The sequence below is a fragment of the Nocardioides sp. NPDC101246 genome (genome assembly GCF_044767415.1).
Classification (GTDB): Bacteria; Actinomycetota; Actinomycetes; order Propionibacteriales; family Nocardioidaceae; genus Nocardioides.
Window position 1 is genome coordinate 248,704 of record NZ_JBIWNX010000001.1, and the last position, 25,362, is coordinate 274,065.

21 protein-coding genes are annotated in these 25,362 nt (G+C 69.8%); 10 read left to right on the top strand and 11 right to left on the bottom strand.

Annotation, left to right across the window (positions count from 1 at the left end):
- Positions 1–7: 7 nt before the first annotated feature.
- On the top strand, positions 8–910 hold the full coding sequence (locus tag ACIRON_RS01190) for a YhjD/YihY/BrkB family envelope integrity protein (protein ID WP_402987867.1): 903 nt from the start codon (positions 8–10) through the stop codon (positions 908–910).
- A gap of 21 nt (positions 911–931) precedes the next feature.
- Here ACIRON_RS01190 and ACIRON_RS01195 read toward each other — a convergent pair whose 3' ends face one another.
- The gene (locus ACIRON_RS01195) at positions 932–2,350 is read right to left on the bottom strand and encodes a DUF2252 domain-containing protein (RefSeq protein WP_402987870.1); all 1,419 of its coding nucleotides are present in this window, start codon (positions 2,348–2,350) and stop codon (positions 932–934) included.
- Positions 2,351–2,431: 81 nt separating this feature from the next.
- Positions 2,432–3,379 carry a 1,4-dihydroxy-2-naphthoyl-CoA synthase gene (locus ACIRON_RS01200; protein ID WP_091045109.1) on the bottom strand — a complete coding sequence of 316 codons (948 nt, stop codon included), beginning with the start codon at positions 3,377–3,379 and terminating at the stop codon, positions 2,432–2,434.
- Positions 3,380–3,452: 73 nt separating this feature from the next.
- On the opposite strand from ACIRON_RS01200, the gene ACIRON_RS01205 reads away from it, so the two are divergent.
- The 4 genes from ACIRON_RS01205 to ACIRON_RS01220 all read left to right on the top strand — a co-directional run bounded on the left by ACIRON_RS01205 (position 3,453) and on the right by ACIRON_RS01220 (position 5,338).
- Positions 3,453–3,827, top strand: coding sequence for a MerR family transcriptional regulator (locus ACIRON_RS01205; protein WP_402987873.1), 375 nt, complete (start codon positions 3,453–3,455; stop codon positions 3,825–3,827).
- Positions 3,824–4,159: a thioredoxin gene (trxA, locus tag ACIRON_RS01210; protein WP_402987876.1), complete on the top strand. Its 336-nt coding sequence runs from the start codon at positions 3,824–3,826 to the stop codon at positions 4,157–4,159. Before ACIRON_RS01205 ends, trxA begins: the two co-directional genes overlap by 4 nt.
- Before the next feature lie 46 nt (positions 4,160–4,205).
- A complete protein-coding gene (locus tag ACIRON_RS01215) occupies positions 4,206–4,655 on the top strand; it encodes a nitroreductase family deazaflavin-dependent oxidoreductase (RefSeq protein WP_402987879.1) in 450 nt (149 codons plus the stop codon).
- Between the two features lie 80 nt (positions 4,656–4,735).
- On the top strand, positions 4,736–5,338 hold the full coding sequence (locus tag ACIRON_RS01220) for an amino acid-binding protein (RefSeq protein WP_371113337.1): 603 nt from the start codon (positions 4,736–4,738) through the stop codon (positions 5,336–5,338).
- A gap of 6 nt (positions 5,339–5,344) precedes the next feature.
- Here the strand turns inward: ACIRON_RS01220 and recD are convergent, their stop codons facing one another.
- From recD to ACIRON_RS01240, 4 genes are all read right to left on the bottom strand, one after another.
- Positions 5,345–7,099: an exodeoxyribonuclease V subunit alpha gene (recD, locus tag ACIRON_RS01225; RefSeq protein WP_402987882.1), complete on the bottom strand. Its 1,755-nt coding sequence runs from the start codon at positions 7,097–7,099 to the stop codon at positions 5,345–5,347.
- Entirely contained in the window at positions 7,096–10,362 is a 3,267-nt protein-coding gene (locus ACIRON_RS01230; protein ID WP_402987884.1) for a UvrD-helicase domain-containing protein, read from the bottom strand. The genes recD and ACIRON_RS01230 overlap by 4 nt, the downstream gene beginning before the upstream one ends.
- Entirely contained in the window at positions 10,362–13,751 is a 3,390-nt protein-coding gene (recC, locus tag ACIRON_RS01235; RefSeq protein WP_402987887.1) for an exodeoxyribonuclease V subunit gamma, read from the bottom strand. Before recC ends, ACIRON_RS01230 begins: the two co-directional genes overlap by 1 nt.
- A gap of 83 nt (positions 13,752–13,834) precedes the next feature.
- Entirely contained in the window at positions 13,835–14,401 is a 567-nt protein-coding gene (locus ACIRON_RS01240; protein ID WP_402987890.1) for a hypothetical protein, read from the bottom strand.
- 136 nt (positions 14,402–14,537) lie between these two features.
- Between ACIRON_RS01240 and ACIRON_RS01245 the strand changes: the two genes are divergently transcribed.
- The 3 genes from ACIRON_RS01245 to ACIRON_RS01255 all read left to right on the top strand — a co-directional run bounded on the left by ACIRON_RS01245 (position 14,538) and on the right by ACIRON_RS01255 (position 18,398).
- Entirely contained in the window at positions 14,538–15,008 is a 471-nt protein-coding gene (locus tag ACIRON_RS01245; protein WP_402987893.1) for a hypothetical protein, read from the top strand.
- A 41-nt stretch (positions 15,009–15,049) separates the two neighbouring features.
- Positions 15,050–16,396 carry a hypothetical protein gene (locus ACIRON_RS01250; protein ID WP_402987895.1) on the top strand — a complete coding sequence of 449 codons (1,347 nt, stop codon included), beginning with the start codon at positions 15,050–15,052 and terminating at the stop codon, positions 16,394–16,396.
- Between the two features lie 112 nt (positions 16,397–16,508).
- Positions 16,509–18,398 carry a DUF5107 domain-containing protein gene (locus tag ACIRON_RS01255; RefSeq protein ID WP_402987898.1) on the top strand — a complete coding sequence of 630 codons (1,890 nt, stop codon included), beginning with the start codon at positions 16,509–16,511 and terminating at the stop codon, positions 18,396–18,398.
- Positions 18,399–18,415: 17 nt separating this feature from the next.
- Here the strand turns inward: ACIRON_RS01255 and ACIRON_RS01260 are convergent, their stop codons facing one another.
- The 3 genes from ACIRON_RS01260 to ACIRON_RS01270 all read right to left on the bottom strand — a co-directional run bounded on the left by ACIRON_RS01260 (position 18,416) and on the right by ACIRON_RS01270 (position 21,354).
- Complete coding sequence (locus ACIRON_RS01260; RefSeq protein ID WP_402987901.1) at positions 18,416–18,913, bottom strand: PGPGW domain-containing protein; 498 nt, start codon at positions 18,911–18,913, stop codon at positions 18,416–18,418.
- A 59-nt stretch (positions 18,914–18,972) separates the two neighbouring features.
- On the bottom strand, positions 18,973–19,347 hold the full coding sequence (locus ACIRON_RS01265) for a DUF805 domain-containing protein (RefSeq protein ID WP_402987904.1): 375 nt from the start codon (positions 19,345–19,347) through the stop codon (positions 18,973–18,975).
- 165 nt (positions 19,348–19,512) lie between these two features.
- Entirely contained in the window at positions 19,513–21,354 is a 1,842-nt protein-coding gene (locus tag ACIRON_RS01270) for a phosphoenolpyruvate carboxykinase (GTP) (protein ID WP_091045083.1), read from the bottom strand.
- Positions 21,355–21,686: 332 nt separating this feature from the next.
- Between ACIRON_RS01270 and ACIRON_RS01275 the strand changes: the two genes are divergently transcribed.
- Both ACIRON_RS01275 and argJ read left to right on the top strand, forming a co-directional pair.
- Entirely contained in the window at positions 21,687–22,148 is a 462-nt protein-coding gene (locus ACIRON_RS01275) for a hypothetical protein (protein ID WP_402987907.1), read from the top strand.
- A gap of 36 nt (positions 22,149–22,184) precedes the next feature.
- Complete coding sequence (argJ, locus tag ACIRON_RS01280) at positions 22,185–23,345, top strand: bifunctional glutamate N-acetyltransferase/amino-acid acetyltransferase ArgJ (RefSeq protein WP_402987910.1); 1,161 nt, start codon at positions 22,185–22,187, stop codon at positions 23,343–23,345.
- 90 nt (positions 23,346–23,435) lie between these two features.
- Here the strand turns inward: argJ and ACIRON_RS01285 are convergent, their stop codons facing one another.
- Positions 23,436–24,119, bottom strand: a complete 684-nt coding sequence (locus ACIRON_RS01285) for a sirohydrochlorin chelatase (protein WP_402987913.1) — start codon at positions 24,117–24,119, stop codon at positions 23,436–23,438.
- Between the two features lie 91 nt (positions 24,120–24,210).
- On the bottom strand, positions 24,211–25,326 hold the full coding sequence (locus ACIRON_RS01290; RefSeq protein ID WP_402987916.1) for a uroporphyrinogen-III synthase: 1,116 nt from the start codon (positions 25,324–25,326) through the stop codon (positions 24,211–24,213).
- Positions 25,327–25,362: the final 36 nt, after the last annotated feature.

Sequence of the window (25,362 nt, forward strand, 5' to 3'; positions counted from 1 at the left end):
GATCGGCATGGACTCGAACGACGGGACTCCGTCCTCGGAGAGCCAGACAGGTCCGGCCGCCGATCCTGTCCGGGCCCGCGCCGACGCGGCCCTGAGACGTCTGCCGGCCGGGTTGCAGCGGCGGCTGGGATGGCTGCTCGACACGCTGCTGGGACGGTTGTTCCTGCGGGCGGTTGCGGGGCTCGGCCGGATCGAGGTGTTCGACCGGTCGATGACCATCGCGGCCCAGTTCTTCACATCCGTACTTCCGGTGCTCATCCTGCTCGCCGCGCTGGGTTCGAACAGCGACAGGTTCGCCGACGCGATCGAGATGCCGGAGCAGTCCCGGCAGGTGATCGAGGGCGCGGTCGACAGCAGCGGCGCAGCGTTCGGCATCGTCGGGGCCGTCTTCGTGCTCGTCTCGGCGACCAGCCTGTCTCGCGCGCTGGCCCGGGCCTTCGCCGCGATCTGGGGAGTGCCGCGCCCGCCGACCAGGCTGAGCTCGGCCTGGCGGTGGCTGGCCGTCGTCCTGGTCTTCGCGCTCTCCCTGGTCCTCGTCCGAGCTGCGGGTGGGCCCCTCGACGCCCTCCCCCCTCGGGAGCTGTGGCCACGGGTTGCCTCGTTCGCCTGGGACGTCGCGGTCGCAGTGTTCATCCCCTGGGCGCTGCTCGCCGGCGCCGTTCGCGCCCGGATGCTGATGCCGGGTGCGCTGCTGTTCGCTCTCCTGATGATCACTGTGCGCCCCGCCACCCAGGCATGGCTCCCCGGGGCGCTCGAGGCGAGCGCCGACAGATATGGATCCATCGGTGTCGCCTTCACCTACCTGACCTGGCTCTATGTCGCCGCCTTCTGCTTCCTCACGACCGCGCTCGTGGGCCAGGTGGTCGCGACCGATCCGGGAATGGTCGGTCGACGCGTACGGGGCGACTGACGACACGGGTCGAGGGCACGTTCAGCCTCGCTGAGCCACGACCCGGCCGTCATCGACCGCACGACGGAGCGCTGCGTAGTCCCGCTCGTTCTGGTCGGCGTAGGCCTCCGCGAACGTCGAGACCGCCCGATCGAACCGATCGCCGGAGCCGAGGTAGCTCGCGATGGCGACCGGGTCGCCGGAGCGTGCGTGGGCCCGTGCCAGCGTCCACCCGCACATCCGGGCGTACCCGGTCATGGCAGTGGGATTCATCGCCTCCACGATCGCCGAACCCTTGCCGTCCCACAGCTGTCGGACGAAGAAGTCTCGCTCGACGCCGTCGAACCCGCTCGCTCTCACCCAGCCGAGCATCACGTCGCTCGCGGACTGCATCAGTCGCTGCCCCTCGACGACCCGCTGACCGTGGCTGGTGTACGCGCTCTTGCCGAGGAAGGGTTCCAGGACGGATGCCGTGGCCTCCTTGGCCTGGAGGAACAGCGGGTCATGGTCGTCGTTGCCGATCAGCAGCACGATCCAGGCGCGGGTGCCTACGCTGCCGACCCCGACCACCTTGCGTGCGGCGTCGGTGAAGCGAAACCCCTCGAGGAGGTGCCGATGGTCGCCCTGCAGGGTCCCGCGGTAGATGTGCAGGATGGCATGGAGCGTGTCTTCGACCTCATGGAACTCGTTGTCGGGCATCAGCTCCTGGATCCTCGCGATCATCGGAGGATCGTGGATCAGGCGCGGACGTCCGTCCACGATCTCGACGAGCTTGGAGAAGGCCTTCAAGCTGTTCTTCGCCTGGGCCTTGGCCACGTTCTTGCGGAAGCGCTTGAGCTGTTTGGTCTCGATCTGCGAGCTCATCAGAGCGTCCAGCTCGTCCATGTCCAAGCGGGCGTACCAGACATCGAGCTTGCGCATCCGCGCCAGTTCCCGCATCGTCTCTCGGTACGCCGATGCGGCAGCCAGGTTGACGGTCCTGCGCGCGGCATCGTCGAACTCACGATCACGCCCCGCGACCGCAAAGCTCGCCACCATCCGCTTCACGTCCCACTCGAACGGGCCCGGCAAGGTCTCGTCGAAGTCGTTGAGGCCGAAGACCAGGCGCCGGTCCGGCGCTGCGAACGACCCGAAGTTCGACAGGTGCGCGTCGCCGCACAGCTGGACCGTCAGGTCCGTACGCGGCGCACCCGCCAGATCTGCCGCCATCAGGTAGGCGGAGCCGCGGAAGAACGTGAACGGGTTCACCAGCATCCGGCCGTAGCGGAGCGGCACTAGCTCTTGCACCCGACTGCTCCCCTGCTCCTCGAGGAGGCCGACCGGGTCGGCCCGGTCGGGCGCCGGTCGCCACTCGCCGTGCACCGAACGCGGGACCCTCGCTCGCGCCCCTCGGCCCACCGAGGCCCGCTCCGCCAGGGTGAGGTGGTGGGGCCTGGGTGCCTGGGTCTCGATCGAGCTCATCGGTCCATGTGACCTCACCCGCCCGCCGTTGGCATCACGCAGCCTGTGTGAGGTCGGAGGCTGGTCAGTGAGTAGCGCGGATCAGTAGTACCAGGGGTAGGGCGACCAGTCGGGCTCGCGCTTCTCCAGGAACTGGTCGCGGCCCTCCTGGGCCTCGTCGGTCATGTAGGCCAGACGGGTGGTCTCACCGGCGAACATCTGCTGGCCGACGAGGCCGTCGTCGAGGAGGTTGAAGGCGTACTTCAGCATCCGCTGGGCGGTGGGTGACTTGCCGTTGATCTTGCGGCCCCACTCGAGTGCGACATCCTCGAGCTCGGCGTGCGGGACGGCGCGGTTGACGGTGCCCATGCGTACGCCGTCCTCGGCCGAGTACTCCTCGGCGAGGAAGAAGATCTCGCGGGCGAACTTCTGGCCGACCTGGCGGGCGAGGTAGGCGGAGCCGTAGCCGCCGTCGAAGCTCCCGACGTCGGCGTCGGTCTGCTTGAAACGCCCGTGCTCGGCGCTCGCGAGCGTCAGGTCGCACACCACGTGCAGGGAGTGGCCGCCGCCGGCGGTCCAGCCGGGGACGACGCAGATGACGACCTTCGGCATGAAGCGGATCAGGCGCTGGCACTCCAGGATGTGCAACCGGGCGAGCTTGGCCTTGTCGATCGGGGTCGGCTCCTCCGCGCCGGTGCGGCCGGCGGCGTACGCCTCGGTCTCCTCGTACTGATAGCCGGCCTTGCCGCGGATGCGCTGGTCGCCGCCGGTGCAGAAGGAGTGCTTGCCGTTCTTGGCCGAGGGGCCGTTGCCGGTGAGCAGGACGCAGCCGACGTCGGCGGAGGTACGGGCGTGCTCCAGCACGCGGAGGAGCTCGTCGACGGTGTGCGGGCGGAAGGCGTTGAGTACGTCGGGGCGGTCGAAGGCGATGCGTACGGTGCCGTGCTCCTTGGCCCGGTGATAGGTCAGGTCAGTCAGATCCTCGAAGCCCTTCACCTCGTCCCAGCGGCTCGGGTCGAACGTGTCGGAGACTCCCTCGATGGCGCTCATGGGGGTGAGGCTATCCGGCCGACCGCCAACAGGCTTGACCTTGCCCCCAAGGGCAAGGTCTACGGTCGTAGGCGTGCAGATCAAGGAGCTCGCGGATCAGGCGGGCGTGACCGTGAAAGCCGTGCGCTACTACGAATCACGCGGACTGCTCACGCCACGGCGGTCGGGCAACGGATATCGGGACTATGCCGAGGTGGACGTGCAGGTGGTGCGCGAGATCCGCGCGCTGCTCTCGCTCGGCCTCACTGCCGAGGAGACGCTGCCGTTCGTCGACTGCCTGCGCGCCGGCAACGACCGTGCCGACGTGTGCCCCGCCTCGCTCGATGCCTATCGGCAGCGGATCGCCGAGATCGACCGGCGGGTCAACGAGCTGACCGCCCTGCGCGGCGAGCTGGCCGGCCTGCTGCACGAAGCCGAGTCCTATCACCCAGAAGGAGACAAGCGATGAGTCAGACCGCCGTGATCGAGGACATCACCGATGCGCAGTTCGTCGAGGACGTGCTCATGTCCGACACGCCCGTGCTGGTGGAGATATGGGCCGAGTGGTGCCCGCCGTGCCGGCAGCTCGCACCGATCCTGGACAAGATCGCCGCGGAGCGCGCCGGAAGCCTGCGGGTGGTGAAGCTGAACCAGGACGAGAACCCGGCCACCTCCGCCGATTATCGGGTCATGGCGGTGCCGACGATGCTCCTCTTCCGCGACGGGAAGCCCGTGCTCCAGATGGTCGGCGCGCGGCCGAAGTCGCATCTCGACCGCGAGATCGACAAGGCCCTCGCCTGATCCGGGCTCCTCGGAATAGGCGCCGCCCCGTGGTGTTGTAGTGGGCATGACCGAACTGCAAGGTGAATACGTCCCGAGCACGGCCGGATGGGTGCGCGAGCAGGTGGCCGCGTTCGAGGCTTCCAACGGCGCCGATGCCAACGTCCTCGAGCGCGACGGCAAGCCGATCATCCTGATCACCAACCGCGGCGCGAAGACCGGCGCGATCCGCAAGACCCCGCTGATGCGCGTCGAGCGCGACGGCCGCTACCTCGCGGTCGCCTCGCTGGGCGGCAGCGACAAGAACCCCGCCTGGGTCGCGAACTTCCGGGCGTACCCGGATGTCGCGCTGCAGGACGGCGGCACCAAGAAGGCGTACGTCGTGCGCGAGCTCTCCGGGTCAGAGCGTGACGAGTGGTGGGACTATGCCGTGAAGACCTGGCCGACGTACGGCGAATACCAGCCCAACACGTCGCGGATCTTCCCGCTGTTCCTGCTGGAGCCGGCCGGCGAGTAGGTCGCCAGTTGACGGGTGTGTAACCGGGACAGTGCTACGACTGTCGGTTGGCGACGCTAGGGTCTATGGCCATGCCGTTCCTGCTACGCGTCGAGCTGCCCGACATCCCGGGTTCCCTCGGTCGCCTCGCCTCCGCCATCGGTGAAGCCGGTGGCGATATCGAGGCGATCGAGATCGTCGAGAAGAACAAGGTCGACGGAAGAGCTGTCGACGATGTGCTGCTCGAGACCCAACCGGGAACGATGCCGGACTCCATCGTGTCGGCGTGCAACGAGCTCGACGGGGTGCACGTCGTCTGGATCTCCCGCTACGCCGCCGGCGGCAACCTCTTCCTCGACCTCGAGGCCGTTGAGGACCTCACCGAGAACGCCCTCGAGGCGCTCGACCGGCTCGTGGACGTGCTTCCCCTGACCTTCCGTGCCGACTGGGCGATCCGCGTCCACCGCGTCAAGGGCATCAGCCGAGCCACCGACGGCTCGCCGGAGAACGTCCCCTTCATCGAGCTCGACCGCCCCGAGCGGATCGAGGTCGACGGCGAGGACGAGAACATGTTCGCCGGTGCGCGCATCGACGGTAACGAGATCGTCATCATCGGCCGCCGCGGCGGCCCCGACTTCCTCGACTCCGAGCTGGCCCGCCTCGGCCACCTCGCCTCCCTCGCCACCTCGATCGCGCGGTCCTGACCCGGCTCAGTGGCCGAGGCGCTGACGGAGGCCGGAGGCGCGCTGGGCGCGATGGGTGATCGCGGCGGCGACGGCGTCGGGGGTGCCGACGATGCGTACCCGCTCCTGGGCCCGGGTGACCGCGGTGTAGAACAGCTCGCGGGTGAGCAGCGGCGAGTCGTCGGGCGGGAGCAGGACCGTGACGGACCTGGCCTGGCTGCCCTGGGACTTGTGGACCGTCATCGCGTGCAGGGTCTCGATGTCGCCGAGGCGTGAGGGCGCGTACGTCGCACCACCCGCGATCGCGACCCGGAGGTCGCCGGCGGCATCCTGATAGGTGACGCCGGTGTCGCCGTTGAAGAGACCGAGGCCGTAGTCGTTGGCGGTGACGAGGACCGGTCGGCCCGGATACCACTCGTGGCCCCAGCCGATGCCGAGCGGCTCGCCGGTGGTCTCGGCGAGGCCGCGCTCGATCTGCCGGTTCCAGTGGGCGACGCCCCAGGGGCCATCGCGGTGGGCGCAGAGGAGGCGCGACTCGTCGAGCATCCGTACGCAGCGCTCCGCATCTCCCGCGAGCGCAGCCTCGTGGAGGGCGGCGGCGTGGGTGACCAGGCCACGCTCGACGCTCGCCATCGCGGGCTCGTCTGCGGGGTCGATCAGCTCGACAGCGTCGTCGTCCGACTTCAGCACCTCGAGCGCGGCGTCGGCGTCGCCGACTCGCAGCGCCTCGGCGAGCGCACCGATCGCACCACCGAAGCGGTGGGTGGTGCGGAGGGCCGCGACGGCGTCGGGCTCGCGGACCGCCAGGCCCGCGACGAGGTCGGAGAGCACCGCCCCGGCCTCGACGCTCGCGAGCTGGTCGGGGTCACCCACGAGGATCAGCCGCGCCTCCGGGCGTACCGCCTCGAGGAGCCGGGCCATCATCGTCAGCGAGACCATGCTCGTCTCGTCGACGACGATCACGTCGTGCGGCAGCCGGTTGGTGCGGTGGTGCTTGAACCGGGTCGAGGAGCCGGGGCGCCACCCGAGCAGCCGGTGCAGGGTCGACGCGGTCAGGCCGTCGAGCCGGGATCGGTCGGCGGCGGTGAACTGCGGGGCCCTTTGGGCACCCTCCACCGCCTCCTGCAGCCTCGCGGCCGCCTTACCGGTCGGCGCGGTCAGCGCGACCCGCAGCGGCGCCGAGGACTGCTCGGTGAGCAGCGCCAGCAGCCCGGCCACGGTCGTCGTCTTGCCGGTGCCGGGTCCGCCGGTGAGCACCGTCGTCGACTGCCGGGCGGCGGCGAGCGCGGCGGCCCGCTGCTCGGCGTAGCCCTCGCCCGGGAAGAGCCGGGCCGCGGTCGCCTCCAGCAGGGCCTCATCGCCCACGGGGCGCGGCGAGGCCAGTCGGGCGAGCAGGTCGTCGCGTACCTGGCCCTCCTCGCGGTTATAACGGTCGAGATAGAGCAGGCCGTCCGCGACCTGCACCAGGGACTGTGCGGCCAACGGGCTGTCGGCCACCGCCTCCAGCCAGCCGGCTGCGGCCGGCCAGGGCAGCGTCTCCTCGGTCTCCCGCAGCGCGGCCAGGTCGACGCAGACCGACCCGTGCCGGACCGCACGGACCGCCAGCGCCACCGCCAGCCGCACCTCGTCGCGATCTTCTCCGGCGAGCGCTGCGGCGCGGGTCGCGACATGTACGTCGGCCGCGGTCAGTACGCCCTCGCGGTTGAACGACGCGAGCAGGCCGGTCGCGGACCGGGCCAGGCGTGCGTCGAAGGGGTCCTCGGACTCCCAGCGCTCGATCATGCGGTCCCTCCGTCCAGCAGGTCGGACAGCGCTACCGCCAGGGAGGCGGGCGGCTGCCAGGTGAAGACGCCGGTCGGGATGCCGTCGACGACGGGGGTGTGCGGGCCGAGCATCCCGCGCACGTAGAGGTAGAGCACGCCACCGAGATGAGTCTCCGGGTCATAGCCCGGCAGCCGCCAGCGCAGGAAGCGGTGCACGACCGCCGAGTAGAGCAGCGCCTGCAGCGGGTAGTGGGAGTGCAGCATGGCCTCGGCGAGCTTCGGCTGGGTGTAGTCCATCGCCTCGACGCCCAGGAAGTTGGTCTTGTAGTCGACGACGACGAACCGGCCGCTCGGCAGCCGCAGCACCACGTCCACCGAGCCGGTCAGATAGCCCCGCAGCGACTGCTCCCCCAGCGGCGGAGCCTCCAGCCGGTCCGCGTACGTCACCATCGGGTCGTCCGCCGCAAGATGCGCCCGCAGCAACGGGGCGAGGTCGCGCAGACGCACGTCCGGTGCGCCGGGGCTGTCGCCACCGGCGAGCGGGATCTCGAAGTCGAGCTCGCGCAGCCGGTCCCGCAGCGGGATCTCGGCCAACGTCAGGCCGTCGGCCAGCGGGCCGAGCGAGGTCAGGTTGAGCGGCAGGATCGCGGTCGCGAGGTCCTCGGCGGAGGCCGGCACCGGCCACCAGCGGAGCTGCTCGCGGGTTCTCGTCAGCAGCTCTTCACCCAGGTCAGGAGCCTGCGGGTCGGTGTGTTCCAGGACCGCGTGGACCAACGACCCGAAGCCGGCGCCCTTCGGTAGCTCGGCCATCGGCGAGAGATGCTCCTCCTGCGCGGGGGTCTCGACGAGATCGGCGTCCTCGGCGATGGGCTCGTCGTCCTTGCCCTCGACCTCCGGCTCCGAGGTCGCCGCAACGCCCTCGTCGACCCGGATGAGCCCCGAGTAGGACGTACGCCGCCACTCCGCGTCCACCTCGCGGGTGAACCGTCTCGCCGCGAGCCTGCCGGGCGGCGCTTCTCGCACCGGTTGCGTGGCTGTCACCGGCACCGCTTCCTCGGCGACCGGACCGCCGTGGCGCGCTACGTTGCTCAGCAGACTCGCCGCGTCCTCGTCGCTCGGCACGGCGACGTTGTCGGGAACCGCGGCTTGGCCGGGACCGCGCCCGAACAGCAGCCGGTGCAGTCCGCCGGTGGCGGTGTTGGCGGTCGGCGCCCACCACGCGACGACCTGGGACTGCGCCCGGGTCAGCGCGACGTACAGATCTCGAAGCTCCTCCCCGAGCTCCTCGGCCTGGTGGCGCGCCTGATGTTGTGCCCACTGTGCACCGGTCCGGGTGACATCGATCGTCCGCTGCCCCGAGGCGTCGTGGAAGCGGGCGACCTCGGGGTCGCGCACGAAGAAGTCGTAGGCGAAGGGCAGATAGACGATCGGGTACTGCAGCCCCTTCGACCCGTGCACCGTCACGATCTGCACCGCCGCGGCGTCCGAGTCGAGCCGCCGCGGCCGCTCGGCCGCGGCAGAGCGCCGCCGCTCGTCGCGGAACCAGGCCAGCAGCGCCGGCAGCCCGAGCGAGTCGCGCACCGAGATGTCGTGGAGCAGCTGCCCCAGATGACGTACGTCGGTGAGCAGCCGGTCCCCGTCGGTGCGCCGCAGCACCCGCGCGGTGAGCCCGCGCTCCTCCGCCGCCTCGATCAGGGCGGCGACACCGCGGCCGCGCAGCAGCAGCGCCCAGCCGCGCAGCGTGTCGGCGATGCGCGAGGTCAGCGCCTCGCCGCCCGCGTCGAGCTCGGTCGCGGTGTAGCCGAAGAACACGCTCAGCCCCGCCGCCCGCACCAGCGGCGTCCGGTGGGGCGAGTCGAGGGCCTGCAGCAGCGCGAGCCAGTCCTCGCCGGCGGGCGTCAGGAAGACGTCACCGCCGCCGGCCATCACCGCCGGGATGCCGTGCTCCTGCAGCACCCGCTGGACCAGCAGCCCGTGGGAGCGGATCGCGACGATGACCGCGACGTCCCCCGCCTGGACCGGACGATCGCACCACGTGGCGCCCGAGCCGAGCAGCGCGGCGATGTCGCCGGCGAGGTCGCGGGCGATGTGGGTGCGCGCGTCGCCGGCGGTGATCATCTTGCCGCGGGTGAGCTTGAAGCCGCTGCGGCCGACCCGGCGGATCCGGAACGGCGACGGATGCGGGGCCCCGACCAGCCTGGACCCCGCGTGGTGAGCCTTCACGTCGTGGACGACGATCTCGGGCGAGCCCAGAGCTGCGCCTCGTAGGACCACCTGGAGCCGCTCGACCAGCGGCTCGTCGCTGCGCCAGTTGGTGTCGAGCGTCGCCTGTGTCTCGGCCGTCCGGGCCGCCGTCAGGTAGGTGAAGACGTCACCGCCGCGGAAGGCGTAGATCGCCTGCTTCGGGTCTCCGATGAGCACCAGGGTGGCGTGGCCCTCGAAGGCGCGCGACAGCACCTGCCACTGCACGGGGTCGGTGTCCTGGAACTCGTCGACCAGGACGATCTTCCACCGCTGCCGCATCCGAGCGCGGGCCGGCGCCGTGGGGTCTTCCAGCGCCACCGCGAGCCGAGAGAGCAGGTCGTCGTAGGAGAGCACGCCGCGCATCTGCTTGCGCCGGTCGACCTCGTCCCGGACCGCCTCGGCGAACCGCACCCGTGCACCCGCCACCGGATCCTCGGCAGGCGCTGGGGCGAGCACCGACTGCGGGTCCTCGACGGCGGTGCGCGCCAGCCCCAGCGCGTCGTCGCGGTCGAACGGCGGTCGCTCCCGGGCCTCGCCGAACCACTTCAGGTAGAGGTCGTCGACGACCTCCACGACCAGCTCGTCGAGCGACTCGACCAGCTCGGCGCCGGCGTCGGTGTCACCGGCCACGCCCAGCGACCGCAGCACGAGCTGGCAGAACTGGTGGGTCGTCGCGATCGTCGCCCCGTCGAAGGAGGCGAGCGCGTCGCGCACGCGCTCGTGCCGCAGCCGGATCTCCTCGTCGGACACGTCCAGCAGCAGCTCGAGGTGGTCGTCGAGCGGGGTCGGACGCTGTCCGGCGACGGCGGCCGCGAAGGCCCGCTCGGCCTCGACCAGGTGGGAGCGCACGCGGTCGCGCAGCTCCTGGGAGGCGGCGCGGCCGAAGGTGATCGCCAGGATCTCGTCGAGAGTCGCCTCACCCTCGACGACGTAACGCGTCACCAGGGCACCGATGGTGAAGGTCTTCCCGGTGCCGGCCGAAGCCTCGATCAGCGTCGTTCCGGTCGGCAGCGGGCCGGTCAGGTCGAAGGGGGTCATCACCAGCTCCCCTGCTCGGCCTTGAGCAACGGCGACCAGACCCGCATCGCGAGCGCGCCGAAGCGGGACGTCTCCCCGTCGAACTCCTCGCCGGACTCCGGCGGGTCGCCCAGACCCGGGATCCCGGATCCCTTGCCCCAAGCCCGCACCTGCTCCACATCGGACTCCTCGCCCTCGAACCGCCCGTCGTTCCACTCCCAGCCGGCCTTGTAGAGCGCGTCGTCGATGCCGGCCTGGGTCCGCCGCTGGCGCGCGTAGGTGAGCGAGGTCTTCAGCGGCAGCGGCAGCGGCGCGGCGAGCCCCCGGTCGCGCAACCGCACCAGATCACGCAGCACGTCGACCGCGGTGTGGTCGAGCGGCCCGAGCTGGGAGAGCCCGAACGGCGTACGCGACCGGGAGTTGCCCGGCCGACCCAGCGTCCAGGCGCTCCAGGCGCGGTCCTCGTCGGAGGCGGCCAGCGCGGCCAGCTGCACCCACGACTCGATCCGCTGCTTGGCGCCCAGGCGGGAGTACGTCACCGGAGCGAGCCGGTCGCCGTACACCTGTGGGACGGTGCCGGTCAGGCGCCGACCGTCGCCGAGATCGACCTCGACATCGACTGCCCGCGCCTGTCCGGTGGAGATGCCGGCCTGCCGCACCCGCAGCGCCTCGGCCGCGATCGGCTTCGCCTTGGTGATCACGTCGGTGAGGATGCGCCAGCCGAGCCACTTCGGAGGCAGTACGCCGCGTCGCCACTCCTGCTGGGTCGCCTGCTCCTCCGACATCCCGGCGAGCAGGTCGTGGAGCATCCGGTCGCCCACCGACCACTGCCCCAGGCCGTCGAGCTCGACCGGCAGACCGTCGGAGAGCGGGTCGTCGTCGCGCGGCAGCGCCAGGTCCAGCCGGTCGCGGAAGAACGCACGCACCGGCGCGCGGTAGAAGGCCAGCAGCTCCTCGAGCGTCAGGTCTCCGGCGGCGGCCGGCGCCAGCGGCGCGGGCAGGAACTCCGGCGGCTCGACGCGGTCGGACACCGCGGCGAGCGCGCCGGCCTCGGCGGCCCTGTCGAAGGAGAAGGAGTGTCCGGCCACCAGCGCCCCGGGCGTCAGGTTGCGCGGGTCGAACGGCTGCAGCGGATGCCTCGTCGTGATCTCCCTCGAGACCGGCGTCCCATCTGCGGTGACAGCGGTCGCGTCCAACGCGTCCAGCAGCTCGCCGAGCGGCACCGCGGGTGGCCGCGGCTGGCCCGAGTACTCGTTGGCACCCGTGTAGGTGACCACCAGCGTCTCGGTCGCCGCCAGCAGCGCGTCGAGGAACAGCTGCCGGTCCTCGCTGCGCAGGTCGCGCTCGCCGGTCTGCGGGTCGCGGGCCAGCAGGTCGTCGCCGTCGGTGATCCCGACCCTGGGGAACACCCCGTCGTCAATGCCGAGCAGGCAGACCACGCGATGGGGCACCGAGCGCATCGGCACCAGCGTGGACACCGTCAGCGTGCCGGTGCGGAAGTTGGCACGCGTCGCCCGCCCGGCCAACCGCGCACCCAGGAGCGCGCGCACGTCCGGGAGTCGCAGCTCGTCGACCTCATGCCCCGCTGCGGCCTCACGCACCCGGGACAGCTCCCTGGTCACCTGGCCCGACTGCCACTCGTCGTTGGTCGAGACCGACGTCAGAGCGGCGACACCGTCCTCGATCACCTCGAGCCAGTGCTTCAGCGGATGCACCCCGGCCAGCTCGTCGGTCACCTGCTCCAGCCGATCGACGAGCTCGGCGAACTTCCCCGCCAGCTCGACGCTTCCACTCCCCACGTCGTCCAACGGCAGCGTCGTATCCAGCCAGGTCGCCGAGTCCTCGGACATCGCCACCCCGGTGAGGATCCGGTCCATCCCGAAGCGCCAGGTGTTGGCGACGTACGTCTCCAGCCCGAAGGGCTCGCGGTGCTCCGCGTCGAAGCCCCACCTGATCCCGGCGTCCTTGGCCCAGTCCTCGAGCTGCTCCAGGGCATCGTCGTTGAGCCCGAACCGGCGCCGCACCGGATCGAGATGAGCAAGATCGAGTACGTCGCTCACCCCCGCCCGACCGCCGGCCAGGTCGAGCAGCCTGGTGGCCACGTCCAGGAGCGGGTTCGTACGCGTCAACGACCGGTCCGCCAGCTTCACCCGCAGGCGGTGAGCGGGGTGGCCGGTCTCGCCGGTCATCTCACCCAGCCCGAACCCGGCCTCGATGAGCGGCGCGAAGGTCTCGATGTCGGGGCACATCACCAGGACGTCTCGCGGCTCCAGCGTAGGGTCGTCCTCGAGCAGCCCCAGCAGCACCTCGCGCAGCACCTCCACCTGCCGCGCCTCGCCGTGGCAGGCATGCACCTGGATCGAGCGGTCCTCGGGCTCGAGCCTCCTGTTCGGCTTCTCGCCCACCGTGTTGCCCCGGATGTCCTCCTGCAGCCACCCGAGCAGCCGGCCCCCGCTGGTCGAGCCGCGAGCGCCAGCGAGCGTGTCGAGACCAACACAGTCGTCTTCAGCGGCCAGCCCCGCGAGCCCCCGCTGCAGCTCCCGCGTATCCCGCCCCAGCGTCGCCAGCAACGGATGCCCGACCTCGTCGTGCGACCGGTCCGCCGTACGCGCCACCGTCCCGTCCAGCCCGGCGAGCGCCGTCCACAGTTCCTCGGAGGGGTGCGGCAGCCACAGGTGCACCTCCCGGTGCTCCCCCAGCGCCGCGACGAGCTCGATGTCGGTCGCCGAGAGCCGGGTGTGCCCGAACAACGAGACCCGTTCCGGCAGCTCGAACTCCCCCGGCGCCTCCTTCAGGCGCGCGACCGTCGCCGCCTGCCGCTCCACCGGCGTCGGCCCACCGACCAGGCCGGCGACGGCCCGCCACAACGGCGGCTGCCACGCCAGGTCCTCCGCGATCTCGGCTCCGAGCCCGTCGCTGTCCTTTCCTGCGGCCCAGTCGGAGACCACGGTCGGCCGCTGGTCCGCGTACGCAGCGAACAACCGCGCCAGCCTCCTCGCCAGCGCCAGCCGCCTTCCCCGCCGACGTACGCCTTCCTCCGTCGCATCCCCGTGCCCCAGATGCAGCGCGAGCGGCCGGGCCCAGGGCTCGTCCAGCGATGCGTCGATCGCCGCCAGCACCGGCCAGGTCAGCGACTCCGGCGCCCAGGGATCCTCATCCCCCGTCCCCTCGACCTCGGCGAACAGCGACCACGGAGATCTGAAATCAACCCCCGCACAGATCCCGTCCTCACGCCCGTCAGCGGCACCCAGCCGATGCGAGAGCCGCTGCGACAACCACCGCTCCACCCCCCGCGCCGGCACCACCACGACCTCCGTCGCGAACGGGTCCCCCAAAGGCACCGACAACTGCTCGCCGAGCGAGTCGGCGAGCAGATCGGTCCGCGGCGCGCGGTGCAGATGTACGACCACAGACCGCAACCTATCGGGAGGTACCGACACCGCTCGCGGCGCTGTACTACTGCCAACGAAGGATCTATTGCGGCCGACCTCGATCAGCCGTTGAACTTGAACGTCGGCATCACCTGGTTGATCAGCGAATCGGCTTGCTTTCGATCAGCCAAGGCTGTGATGAAGTTCCAGTCGACTGTCACTTGAGAGCCGTCAATGACCGTACCGTACTGATCGTACGACCTGTTCCCGCTCTTCCCACGGATATGGAAGAAGGTCACGCCACCGAACTTGGCGTCGGCTAGTTGCTCGAGGTCCTCGTAACCTTGGGCCTTAAGGGTCTTAACGCTGACCTTCGCAAGCTCATTGGTTGTCTCAGCGAGCGTGATGTCGGCGTCGAGGATTCCGGAACCCGGCGAGTCGCCATCGGCATCCTTAGGCGCATTCAGGATGGGATTCCCATCTTCTGTCCGCACCTCCCACCCCGAGGGCGCTTGAAGCTGGGCGCCGTTGATCTCCGCTGTCCCTCCCCCGCTTCCGGTCGTGGTTGGCGACTCTGACCGTGAGCTGCTCGGCGAGTCCGTCGCATTCGGTCCGGATGGCCCGCCATCCTCAGCGCCGCAGGACGTCAGCACGAAAGCTGTCATTGCCGCCACGACGATCGTGGCCAAGCGTGGGTGCGAATGCGTCCGAGAGCGAGTCATGCCCAGAGGATAGTGGCTCACAGCGGCTTGCATTGCCAGTGACGTCCTGAGGTCGTCGTGTTTACACTTCAGACACCGCACACTACTCGGGGGGAGGACCGCCATGGCAGGTTCAGGCTCGACAGGGGTCGATGAGGCCAAGGTCAACAAGATCAAGCAGGTCTTGATGGATGCCAAGGTCGACATCGACAAGGTCCATGTCGACAAGCCCCCTGCAGGGACGCTTGGCGGCAGCCAGTCCGCTGACTCTCTGGGGGGTTTGATGCACCGAGCGACCGAGCGGATCACGTCGGCGCTCTCCGAGACGTCTGACGCGTTGATCGATTTCGTCGATGGCCTCGATGCCGCATTGCGGGCAGTCAAGGACGCCGACGAACAGGCAGAGAATGCGTTTCACACAAAGCTGGACTCAGCCGTGGCAGGGATCAGGCAGCCCTTCTTCGAGAACCTGGTCAAGGACGACCGTCCTGACGTGCCAGGGATCCAGATCCCATTTATTCCTCTGCCTCCCGAGTTGTTGCAGGAGATTGCGTCTCGCTCCGAGTTCGGCCAGAACCAGGAGGGGCAGAAGTGAACGCAATCGCGGCTGGCGGCGGAGTCAGCAAGGGCCCGATGATGGCAATCTTGAAGGAGTACGTCGCCACAGCCGACCCCGATGAGGTCAACGCGCGACTGAACGACTGGGACCAAGCTGCCACGGCGATGACGACGACCGCGCAGGCTCTCGAGCTCGCTTCCACCAAGTTGCCACAAGCGTTCGAAGAGACGTCCCTCACCCATGATGCTGCCTGGCATCAGTTCCAAGAGGCCGCTGCCAGGCTCAACGAGAAGGTGTCGCAGCTCAAGGCGGCCACCAAGGCACTGAGTGCGGCACAGGAAGTAACCAAGCGGGCGAAGCAGGCCGAAGCTCAACTTGCCGCGTCTCTCCCAACGAACCACGGCCCTGCACCCGATCCCTCGTCGTCGCAATACGCACAGTCCGGCACCGGCGTCGACTCAGCGCAAGCAGCCCAGAACAAAAAGGCGCTACAGGCCGACCGAGCCGCGTGGCAGGCTCAAGAGCAGGCGATTGCGGATGCCGAGGCGGCCGCCGCGGAGCACATCAAGCAGATCGATGACGGCAACTACACCGCCGAACCCCCAGTGCGCGCGATCACGGACGAACCGAACTCTGACTCTGGTAGCGCCCCGCCGAGCCCCTCATCTCCCGGCTCCTACAGCCAGATCGCCGCGTCCAAAGCCCGGATGGAGAAGTACAACTCCGGCACCCTCTACCCCGACGGCTGGGGCCACGAGCTGATCGCCCAGGAGAAGGCGAACATCGAGGCGCACCAGGCCGAGAACAAGCCCGAGTGGGACGGCACCCAGTGGATCAACGCGGACGGCACGCCCGCACCCTCGACGTCCTACGCGATGGTCGAGACGGCTGACGGCCTGGCACCGATGGCCGGCGGCAGCGGCGGGATGGCCGCGCTGGCGATCGCTGGTGGCGGGGCTCTGCTCGGTGCTGGTGTGGCGAAGGCGCTTGCCAGCAAGTTCGCGTCCGGAGCGTCTGCGAAGGCAGCGACGGCCAGCGCGACGTCGAGGTCTGCGGCGGCCAGGGCCGGTGCTGCCGGTGCCCGCTCGGGGGCCGGAGCCGGAGCAGGCGCACGAGGGGCTGGCGCGCGTGGCGCCGGCGCAGGTGCGGGCGCCAGAGGCGCCGGAGGGCGGGGCGGCCGAGGCGGTCCGACCGGTGCGGGCAGCCGGGCAGGACGCGGTGGAGCCGGCGGTGCCGGCGGCCGAGGCGGCAAGAAGGACGACAAGCGGAACAGCCAGGACCAGGACTGGCAGGCCGACTACAGCGACGACTGGACCGAGACCGCGAGCGACGTCCTGGACCCCAATGCGTCCCGGGGCTGGACTCCGAACGCACCCCAGGACGACGCCTCCAGCGCCGACAAGAACGGCCGCAAGCCCTCCTAGGGACACGGCTCGCTGAATCGCCGGCCTCCTCCACGGCCCACAACCGCGGAGGAGGCCGGCGGTTTCGCATTGTCCGGAGTGGCAGCGTCCGCAGCCTGGTTGGATGGTCGCGATGACCACGCTGAGGATGGATCGGCTCTCGATCGAGGGCGCCGAGGACCCGATCGACGGGCCGCTGCCGTTGCTGCACGGCGTACCCCGGCCAGGGTTCGAGCCCTGTGCCGCGCCTTATTCGGACATGGCGGCCAACCTCGAGTTCGGCCGGCCGAGGACACTGCTGCCCTACACCGGCCAGGACTCCTACACGCGCCGACGCGGCCAGCGCGATCTACCGAGCCTGGTGCTGGAGAACGAGCTGCTCTCCGCCACCTTCCTGCCCGGCTACGGTGGGCGGCTGTGGTCGCTGGTGCACCGGCCGTCGGGCCGGGAGCTGCTGCACCGCAACCCCATCCTGCAGCCCGCCAACCTGGCGTTGCGCGATGCCTGGCTGGCCGGCGGGGTGGAGTGGAACCTCGGCGCCACGGGGCACTGGCCGCTCACCTGCTCCCCGCTGCACGCCGTGAGCCTGACCGCGCCGGATGGCAGCCCGGTGCTGCGGATGTACGAGCTGGAGCGGATGCGGCAGGTCGTGGTCACGATCGACGCCTGGTTGCCCGCCGGCTCACCGGTGCTGCTGGTGCACGTCTCGCTCCACAACCCGGCCCCGAACCCGACGCCCGTCTACTGGTGGACGAACATCGCGGTGCCCCAGAGCCCGGACGTACGTGTCGTGGCGCCGGCCGAGCAGGCCTTCCATTTCGACTACGCGGAGCAGCTGAGGCTGATCGACTTTCCGCAGACAGCGGGCGGCGACCAGAGCTATCCGGCGAGGTTCCCGCAGGCGGCCGACTTCTTCATGGACGTCCCGGGAGACGAGCGCCGCTGGATCACCGCGCTCGACGGCGACGGCCGCGGGCTCATCCAGACATCCACCGACCGACTCGTCGGCCGCAAGCTCTTCCAGTGGGGCACCGGTGCGGGCGGGCAGCGGTGGCAGGAATGGCTGTCCGGGCCGGGCGCTGCCTACATCGAGATCCAGGCCGGCCTGGCACGTACGCAGCTCGAGCACCTCGCGCTGCCCGGCGGCGAGACCTGGGAGTGGACCGAGGCGTTCGGCCTGCTCGAGGTCGACCCCGAGCGGGTGCACGGCTCGTGGGACTCGGCTCAGGCCGCCGTGAACGAGGCGCTCGAGGTACTCGTCCCGCGGGCCGAGCTGGACGACGCGCTCGGCGAGGCAGGACGCTTCGCACCGCCCGCAGACCTGCTCGCCCGTGGGTCCGGGTGGGGCGCGCTCGAGGTCGCGGCCGGAGCTGTGCCGGCCGACCCGCTGCGCCCGTTCGGCGCCTGTGGCGAAGATCAGCAGCCCTGGCTCGATCTGCTACAGCGCGGCCGGCTGCCGATCAGCGACCCGCCCGCGAGGCCGGTCCTCGGTACGCACTGGCGCGAGCTGCTGGAGGCCTCGGCGGACGACTGGCACGCGTGGTACCACCTCGGCCTGCTCCGGCTGGCCGACGATGACCGCCGCGGAGCGCGCGAGGTCCTGGAGCGGTCGGTCGCCGACCATCCCAACCCCTGGGCCCTGCGCGCCCTCGCGCACCTCGCCGTACCGGCGGACCCGCCTGCTGCGGACCTCCTGCTCGAGGCCCACCGCCTCCGTCCCGACCTGCGCGAGCTCACCATCGAGCTGCTCCAGGCGCTGATCGCCTCCGACCGCCACGCCGAAGCACTCGAGGTGATCGCCGCCCTTGCAGAACCGGACCGTGAGCATGGCCGGATCCGACTGTGCACCGCTCAAGCGGCGCTCGCCCTGGGCGACCTCGACCGGGTTCGCAGGCTTCTCGACGAAGGCATCACCGTCGACAACCTCCGCGAGGGCGACGCGGCCTTGGACACCCTCTGGCTCGCCGTTCATCCCGGCGAGCCGGTGCCGCCTGCGTACGACTTCCGGATGACCTCCGACTGACGACCGTCAGGCGATGGTCAGGCGACCTTGTTCATCTCGCCCGTGTGCTCGATGTCCTCGTCGAGCTGGTGGCGAGCATCGGGGTGGCCGTGGAAGCGGTGGTAGGAGTAGCCCAGGATGACGAGGGCGATGACGCACGACCCCAGCAGCGTGACACCGGTCCAGTCGCCACCCAGGAGCCAGAAGGACGCCTCCAGGGGCCACCAGTGGGGCGCGGGCGGCTTGAGCAGGAAGACGACGCCGACGGCGCCGATGGAGAGCGCCCCCAGGGTCGAGGCCACGATGCGCGGCCAGGTCTCGACGCCCTCGGCGGCCCCGCGCAGGGCGCGGAGGCGGACCGGCTCGACGTAGCGGCGAGCCCAGGCGTACTGGCGGGAGAGCACAGCCAGCCCACCGAAGAGCATCAGCAGACCCGGACCCGGCAACACCATCGCGGCGATACCGGCGACCACGAGCAGCCACCCAACGGTCTCGTAGGCGAGCCGCTTCGCCGCGGCTCCTGCGAGGGACTTCATGCCAATAGCCTGCCATTCCGGGACAACCCCGAGAACAACTAGGGGAATCTTACGTCCGCTCATGCGGCCAGGTCGTACTTGACGCCCTCGGGGCTGGGGAAGGTCAACCAGAGCACCGCGAGGACGATGTCACCGATCACAGGTACGACCAGGATCAGCTGCCACCACCCGGAACGGTTGATGTCGTGGAGCCGCCTCGCACCGAGCGCGATGGTCGGCAGGAACGCCACCAGCCCGTAGAGACCGACCACGAGGCTCACCACCTCGTTTCGCGCCAGCACGAGGACGATGAGCAACAGAAGGTTCACGAGCATCGGCCAGAGCAGCTCAGTGCGGCTGGCGCGACCCGAGAATGTCGCGTACTTCTTCCAGAACCGCGCGTACGCCTCGGTGATCGAGGCCGCACGAAGCGGCTGGCTCAAGGGGATCGTCACGGGCAGGAACCTTAGGTGCGCGACATCGGCTACGTAAATGTCTGGCCGGGCATCTGTTCCAGATACGAACAAAGTTCATCTTCCCGTAGGAAACGGACGCAGACGGAAACAACGAGGGCGGCGTACGGAAAGAATTCCGTACGCCGCCCCCGGCTGTGGTCTCGATCAGGCCTGAGCGGCCTCGTCGATGGCAGCAGCGACGCGCCGGTGCGCCTCCCAGATCTCCTCCGGCAGCTTGAACTGCTTGAGGTGCTCCTCACGGAAGCCCATCTCCTGCTTCCAGCGAGCCAGGTCGAGGGAGAGGATCCGGTCGAGGTCGGCCTGCGGCAGGTCGAGGCCGCGCAGGTCGAGCTCGTCCTCGGTCGGGATGACGCCGACGGGGCTCTGCTGGCCCTTGACCTCACCCTTCTTGAACTGCAGCAGCCACAGCAGCGCGCGCACGTTCTCGCGGTAGCCGGGCCACAGGAAGTGACCGTCCTCGGAGTCACGCTGGAACCAGTTGACGTGGGCGAAGACCGGCTTGTCGGTCGCCTCGCCGATGATCTTCAGCCAGTGGCGGGCGTAGTCGCCCTCCTCGTAGGCGAGGAACGGACGCATCGACATCGGGTCGTAGCGCAGCACGCCCTCGAGGCCGTCGGCCGCGGCGGTCGCCTCGGCACCCAGGGTGAGGCCGTCGTAGACGCCCTCGGCGACGTCGGTGATCGCGCGGATCAGCGGCTCGCGGTCACGGGTGCGGCCACCGAAGATGATCGCGTCGACCGGCACACCGGCCGCGTCGTCGAAGTCGGGGGCCGCGTTGGGCACCTGCGAGATCGGCGTGGTGAAGCGGGAGTTGGGGTGGGCCCAGGGCTCGCCCAGCTCGTCGTCGATCCGGTCGGCGATGCGCTCGCCCTTCCAGTCGATCCAGCCGTCGAGGTCGTCCGGGTGGTGCTTGGTGAGCCCCTCCCACCAGACCTCCTGGGTCTTCTCGTTGTAGGCGACGTTGGTGAAGATCGCGCCCGAGCCCGGCAGGACCGCCTGAACGGCACCCGGGTTGGTCTTCTCGTTGGTGTCCTTGGCGACGCCGAAGACGCCGTTCTCCGGGTTGAAGGCGTAGAGCTTGCCGTCCTCGCCGACCCAGATCCAGGCGATGTCGTCGCCGTAGAAGGTGACCTCGTAACGCTCACCGAGGGCGTCGGGCGAGAGCGTCATCGAGAGGTTGGTCTTGCCGGAGGCGGACGGGAAGCCACCGACGACGTGGAACTCCTCGCCGCTCTCCTTGTCCTTGATGCCCAGCAGCAGGAACTGCTCGGCCAGGAACTTGCCGGAGGCGCGACCGTCGTAGCAGGCCTGGCGCAGCCCGTGGGCGATCTTGCCCAGCAGCGCGTTGCCGCCGTAGGAGGAGCCGAAGTGGAGGATCGTACGCTGATCGGCGACCGTCGCGAAGAGGCGCTGGTCCTTGTCGGTCCCCTGCCCGAGGTTGGGCAGGTCACCGGTCACGTGCACCGCACGGACGAAGGAGCTCGGGTCGGCGAGGTCGTTGATGTAGTCGATGCCGACGCGCGCCATCCGGATCATCTGCTGCACGACCGGACGACTGTCGGTGAGCTCGACACCCGCGGCGTAGGCCTCGAGCGGCGAGCCTGCCGGAGCCATCAGGTAGGGGATGACGTACATCGTCTTGCCCGCCGAGGCGCCGGTCATCCGCTCGGTGAGCGTCTTGACGGTCTCGTCAGCAGGCTTCCAGTTGTTGTAGACGCCCTTGTCCTCCGGGTTGGAGGTGGCGACCACGGTGCGCTCCTCGGAGCGCGCGGTGTCCTTGCGGTAGGAACGGCTGTAGTAGCGGCCGCCCGTGACCGGGAGAAGCTCACCCGCTGCGAGGGACTCCTGGAGGAGCCGCTCGTCGTCGGCTGCGCTGACAACCTCGATCTGCTCGGCTCCGGTCACCCCTGCCCAGTAGGAGACATACTCCCGAACATGAGGATTCGTCAGCCCCGCCTCATCGAGGACCTTGTCCACGTCAACCATTCCGACACCCTTCAAAAGTTTCGCCGATTGCAGGCACGTTACCCCAGTTGAAGAGGCCTCCAACCGGGGTACCGTGCACCAGAGTGGGTCATCGATCACGGGCCTGGACAATTGATCGATCCAACTGCAGGCGATGTTCCGATTGCCGGTCCTGAGACCCTTGTGACCCCCATGTTTAAGTGAGAAACGCCTCATTTCGGTGAGCGGTCCGTAATGTGGATGTGACGCCGATGTCGCATCGTGACACGGATTACATCTAAGGTTTCGCGGGTGATCCCCCAACACACTGACGTTGAATTGTTTCAATTCCTGAGCGGTCCAGAGGTCGCCTGATGGACCTCATTCTCGGGACCTTCGCCGCCTCCTTCACCGGAGGGCTCTTCCCCGTCATCAACTTCGAGACCTACCTCGCGGTGGCTGCCTCGAACCTGACCTTCTCCGCCCTGGTGCTCGCCCTGGTAGCGGGAATCGGCCAGACCAGCTCCAAGGTCGTCTGGTACTACGCGGGTCACGGCACCACCTCCCTCCCCTTCGTCCGCAAGAAGATGTCTTGCGAGAAGTGGCAGCAGCGGATGGAGAAGTGGGAGCGACGTACGCAGGGCCGACCCGCCTACGCCGGCGGGCTGCTCGCGGTGGCCGCGCTGAGCGGGCTTCCTCCGCTGGCGATCCTGGCCGTGGTCTACGGCACGCTCAAGGCCAACCTGATGCTCTTCGTCGCGATCACGTTCGTGGGCCGCGTACTCCGGTCCTGGATGATCCTGGAAGCCGCCGCCTTCGCGTGGGTGCGGACATAGGGCGCAGCCCGCTCTGACTGGTTCTAGGCTGTTCGCATGCCTCAACCAGCCGGATTCGTCGGAGTCACCGCCAACCTCGGTCTCAAGGAGGGCGCTGACGACTTCGCCGTCGTCGCCGCCCCCTCGGGCCCGGTCACGAGCGCAGCGGTCTTCACCCGATCCCGCTTCGCCGGCGCCTCGGTGCTGCTCTCCAGAGCCTCCGACCTCGCCGGGTTCCGGGGGATGGTGACCATCTCGAAGAACGCCAACGTGGCGACCGGCCCGACGGGCGAGGCCAACGCCCTGGAGGTACGCCGCCTGGCGGCCGAGGTCGTCGGCGTCCGCCCCGAGGAGCTGCTGGTCGCCTCGACGGGCGTGATCGGCGTGCAGTACCCGATGGAGGTGCTCACGCCCGCTCTCGAGAAGCTCGCCGGGACCGGTGCCGACGCCGACTTCGACGCCGCCGCGGCGGCGATCATGACGACCGACACGATCGCCAAGATCGAGACCCGGACCGTCGGTTCCGGCGAGGGCGCAGCGACGATCACCGGGATCGCGAAGGGCGTCGGGATGCTCGAGCCCGACATGGCCACGATGCTGACCTACTTCTTCACCGACGCCGCGGTGCCCGCCGCCGAGCTCGACGCGGTCTTCCGTCGGGTCGTCGACCGCACCTACAACGCCGTCTCGATCGACACCGACACCTCGACCTCCGACACCGCCGCGATCTTCGCCTCCGGAACGGCCGGCGCCGTCGACCTGGCTGAGTTCGAGGCCGCGCTCTACGACGCCGCGCTCGCGCTGGTGAAGAAGATCGCCTCCGACGGGGAAGGCGCGTCCAAGCTGATCACGGTCTCGGTCAGCGGCGCCCGCGACGACGCCCAGGCCAAGCGGGTCGGCAAGGCCATCGTCAACTCGCCTCTGGTCAAGACCGCCGTCCACGGGGCCGACCCCAACTGGGGCCGCGTCGCGATGGCCATCGGCAAGCTCCGCGAGGAGACCGACATCTCCCCCGAGCACGTACGCATCGCCTTCGGCGGCACCGAGACCTACCCGGCCCAGGTCTCGGCAAATCTATTGGCAGATTTGTCGACTTATCTGTCTGGTGATGAAGTCTCGATCGAGGTCGACCTCGGTATCGCCTCGGGCGAGTTCACCGTCTACGGCTGCGACCTCACCGACGGCTACATCCGCATCAACGCCGACTACACGACCTGACCGCGAACCCCGCCGAGTCGGCTCGTCATGACGAGCCGACTCGACACGAAAGTCGGTCAGAACGAGCCGACTCGGCGAGGTTGATGGCGGTCAGCCGACCTTGGCCTCGTCAGTGTCGCGTGCGGCGAGGAGCGCCGCGGCGCGGCGTACGACCAGCTCGACCACGTCGGGGTGGGGGCCGATGACGTCGGCGACGACCTCGGCACCGGCGGCTTCGGAGCGCGTCCGGACCAGGTCGGAGAAGAAGCCGGGGGCGAGCAGGTAGGGCGAGACGGCGTCGCCAGGGCGTACGACCTCGTCGAGGGCCGGAGCGCCGGAGCCGGAGACCGTGGCGACCCGGACCGGGCCACCCCAGGCCTCGGCCAGCATCAGACCGGCCGCCGCGATGTCGGCGCGGGCCGACGGGTCGTTGGAGCCGGCGGCGACCAGAACCACCGGATGACCAGGTGAGACGCCGGCGGCGACCAGCCGCGAGACCTGCGCGGAGGCGAGCAGCGGATCCGGGCCGAGCGCACGGCCCATCGCCACCGGCAGCCCTTCGGCGGCCCGCGGCAGGTCGACCTTGATGTGGTAGCCGGTCGAGAGCAGCAGCGGGACCACGACCGACGGCTGGCCGTCAGCCAGGACGTCGGTCAGCAGTGGATCGCAGAGCTCGACGTACGCAGCCTTCGACTCCATCCCGAGCACCCGTCCGGCGCGCTTGGCGATGATCGAGGCGACCGCGTTGCCGAGCAGCTGTCGGGTGCCGTGCGCGACGACCACGAGCCGCGTCATCGCCGACCACTTCCCCGCACATGCACGGAAGTCACGCCGCCGGCCGTCGCACGGCTGGTCACTTCCCCACACATGCGGGGTTCTGGCCGGCTCATTCCGCCACCGCCAGGCGGTAGCCGCGTTTGACCACCGTCTGGATCGTTTTCGTTCCCAGGGCTGAGCGGAGCCGTGCGACAGCCATCTCGACCGCATGCTCGGAGCCGGCGGTGCCGGAGGGGAGCATGGCGAGCAGGGCCTGCCGGGAGACGACGTTGCCGGGGTTGGCGACGAGCGCGCCCAGGACGGCGGCGGGGGCCGGGGAGAGCTTGACCTCGGCACCGTCGAGGATGACCGCGTCGTCGTGGAGCAGCAGCTGGTGGCCACCGGAGAGCTCGATGAACAGCCCGGAACGCCGCAGCGGCAGCTCGGTCTCGAGCATCTTGACCATGGCGGCGGTGCGGGAGCGGTCCGGGACCATCGTCGGCACGCCCCACATCTCGAAGGCCGCCGCGGTCACCGGACCGACGCACGCCGCGACCACGTCGGCCTGGAACGCCGCCACGACCTCGTCGCGCAGCCCGACCGAACCGGCGGCCTGCATGAACGCGGCCACGGCGGGAGCGGAGGTGAAGGTGACCGCGTCCAGCTCGCCGTCGGACAAGACCTCGACCAGCCGGAACATCGGCTCGGGGTCCGCGGCCGACTCGACCCGGTAGACGACCACGTTGATGACCTCGGCGCCCTGCCGGGTCAGCGCGTGCACGACCATCGACAGCGACTGTCCGTGCTCCTGCACCACGATCCGCTTGCCGGTCAGGTCGCGTCCGCGCAGGTGCTCCAGGACGTCGTCGAACTCCTCCGACTCCGGCGCCCACAGCTCTCGCAGCCCGCGCCGCCGGATCGCACCCACCGACTTCGGTCCGCGTGCCAGGATCTCAGCGCCGCGGAGCGTCTCGAGGAGCCGGTCGAGCAGTCCCCACTCCTCCGCGGCGTCGAACCACGCACGGGTCCCGATGCCGGTCGTGGCCAGGAACATGTCGATCTTCTGGCCGATGATCTGCTCGGTCACCGCACGCAGCGCACCGGCGTCGACCCGGTTGGGGTCGACCGAGAGGGCGGGGGCCCACACCACATGTGCCCCCCGCCTCTCGAGCAGGTTGATCTGCTCCTCCGCCTTCCGTGCCGCGGTCACGCCGACACGGAAGCCGCTCAGCGCGCCACTGTCCACATCCGAATCGTAGGTCTCCTGGACCATTTGTGCCGC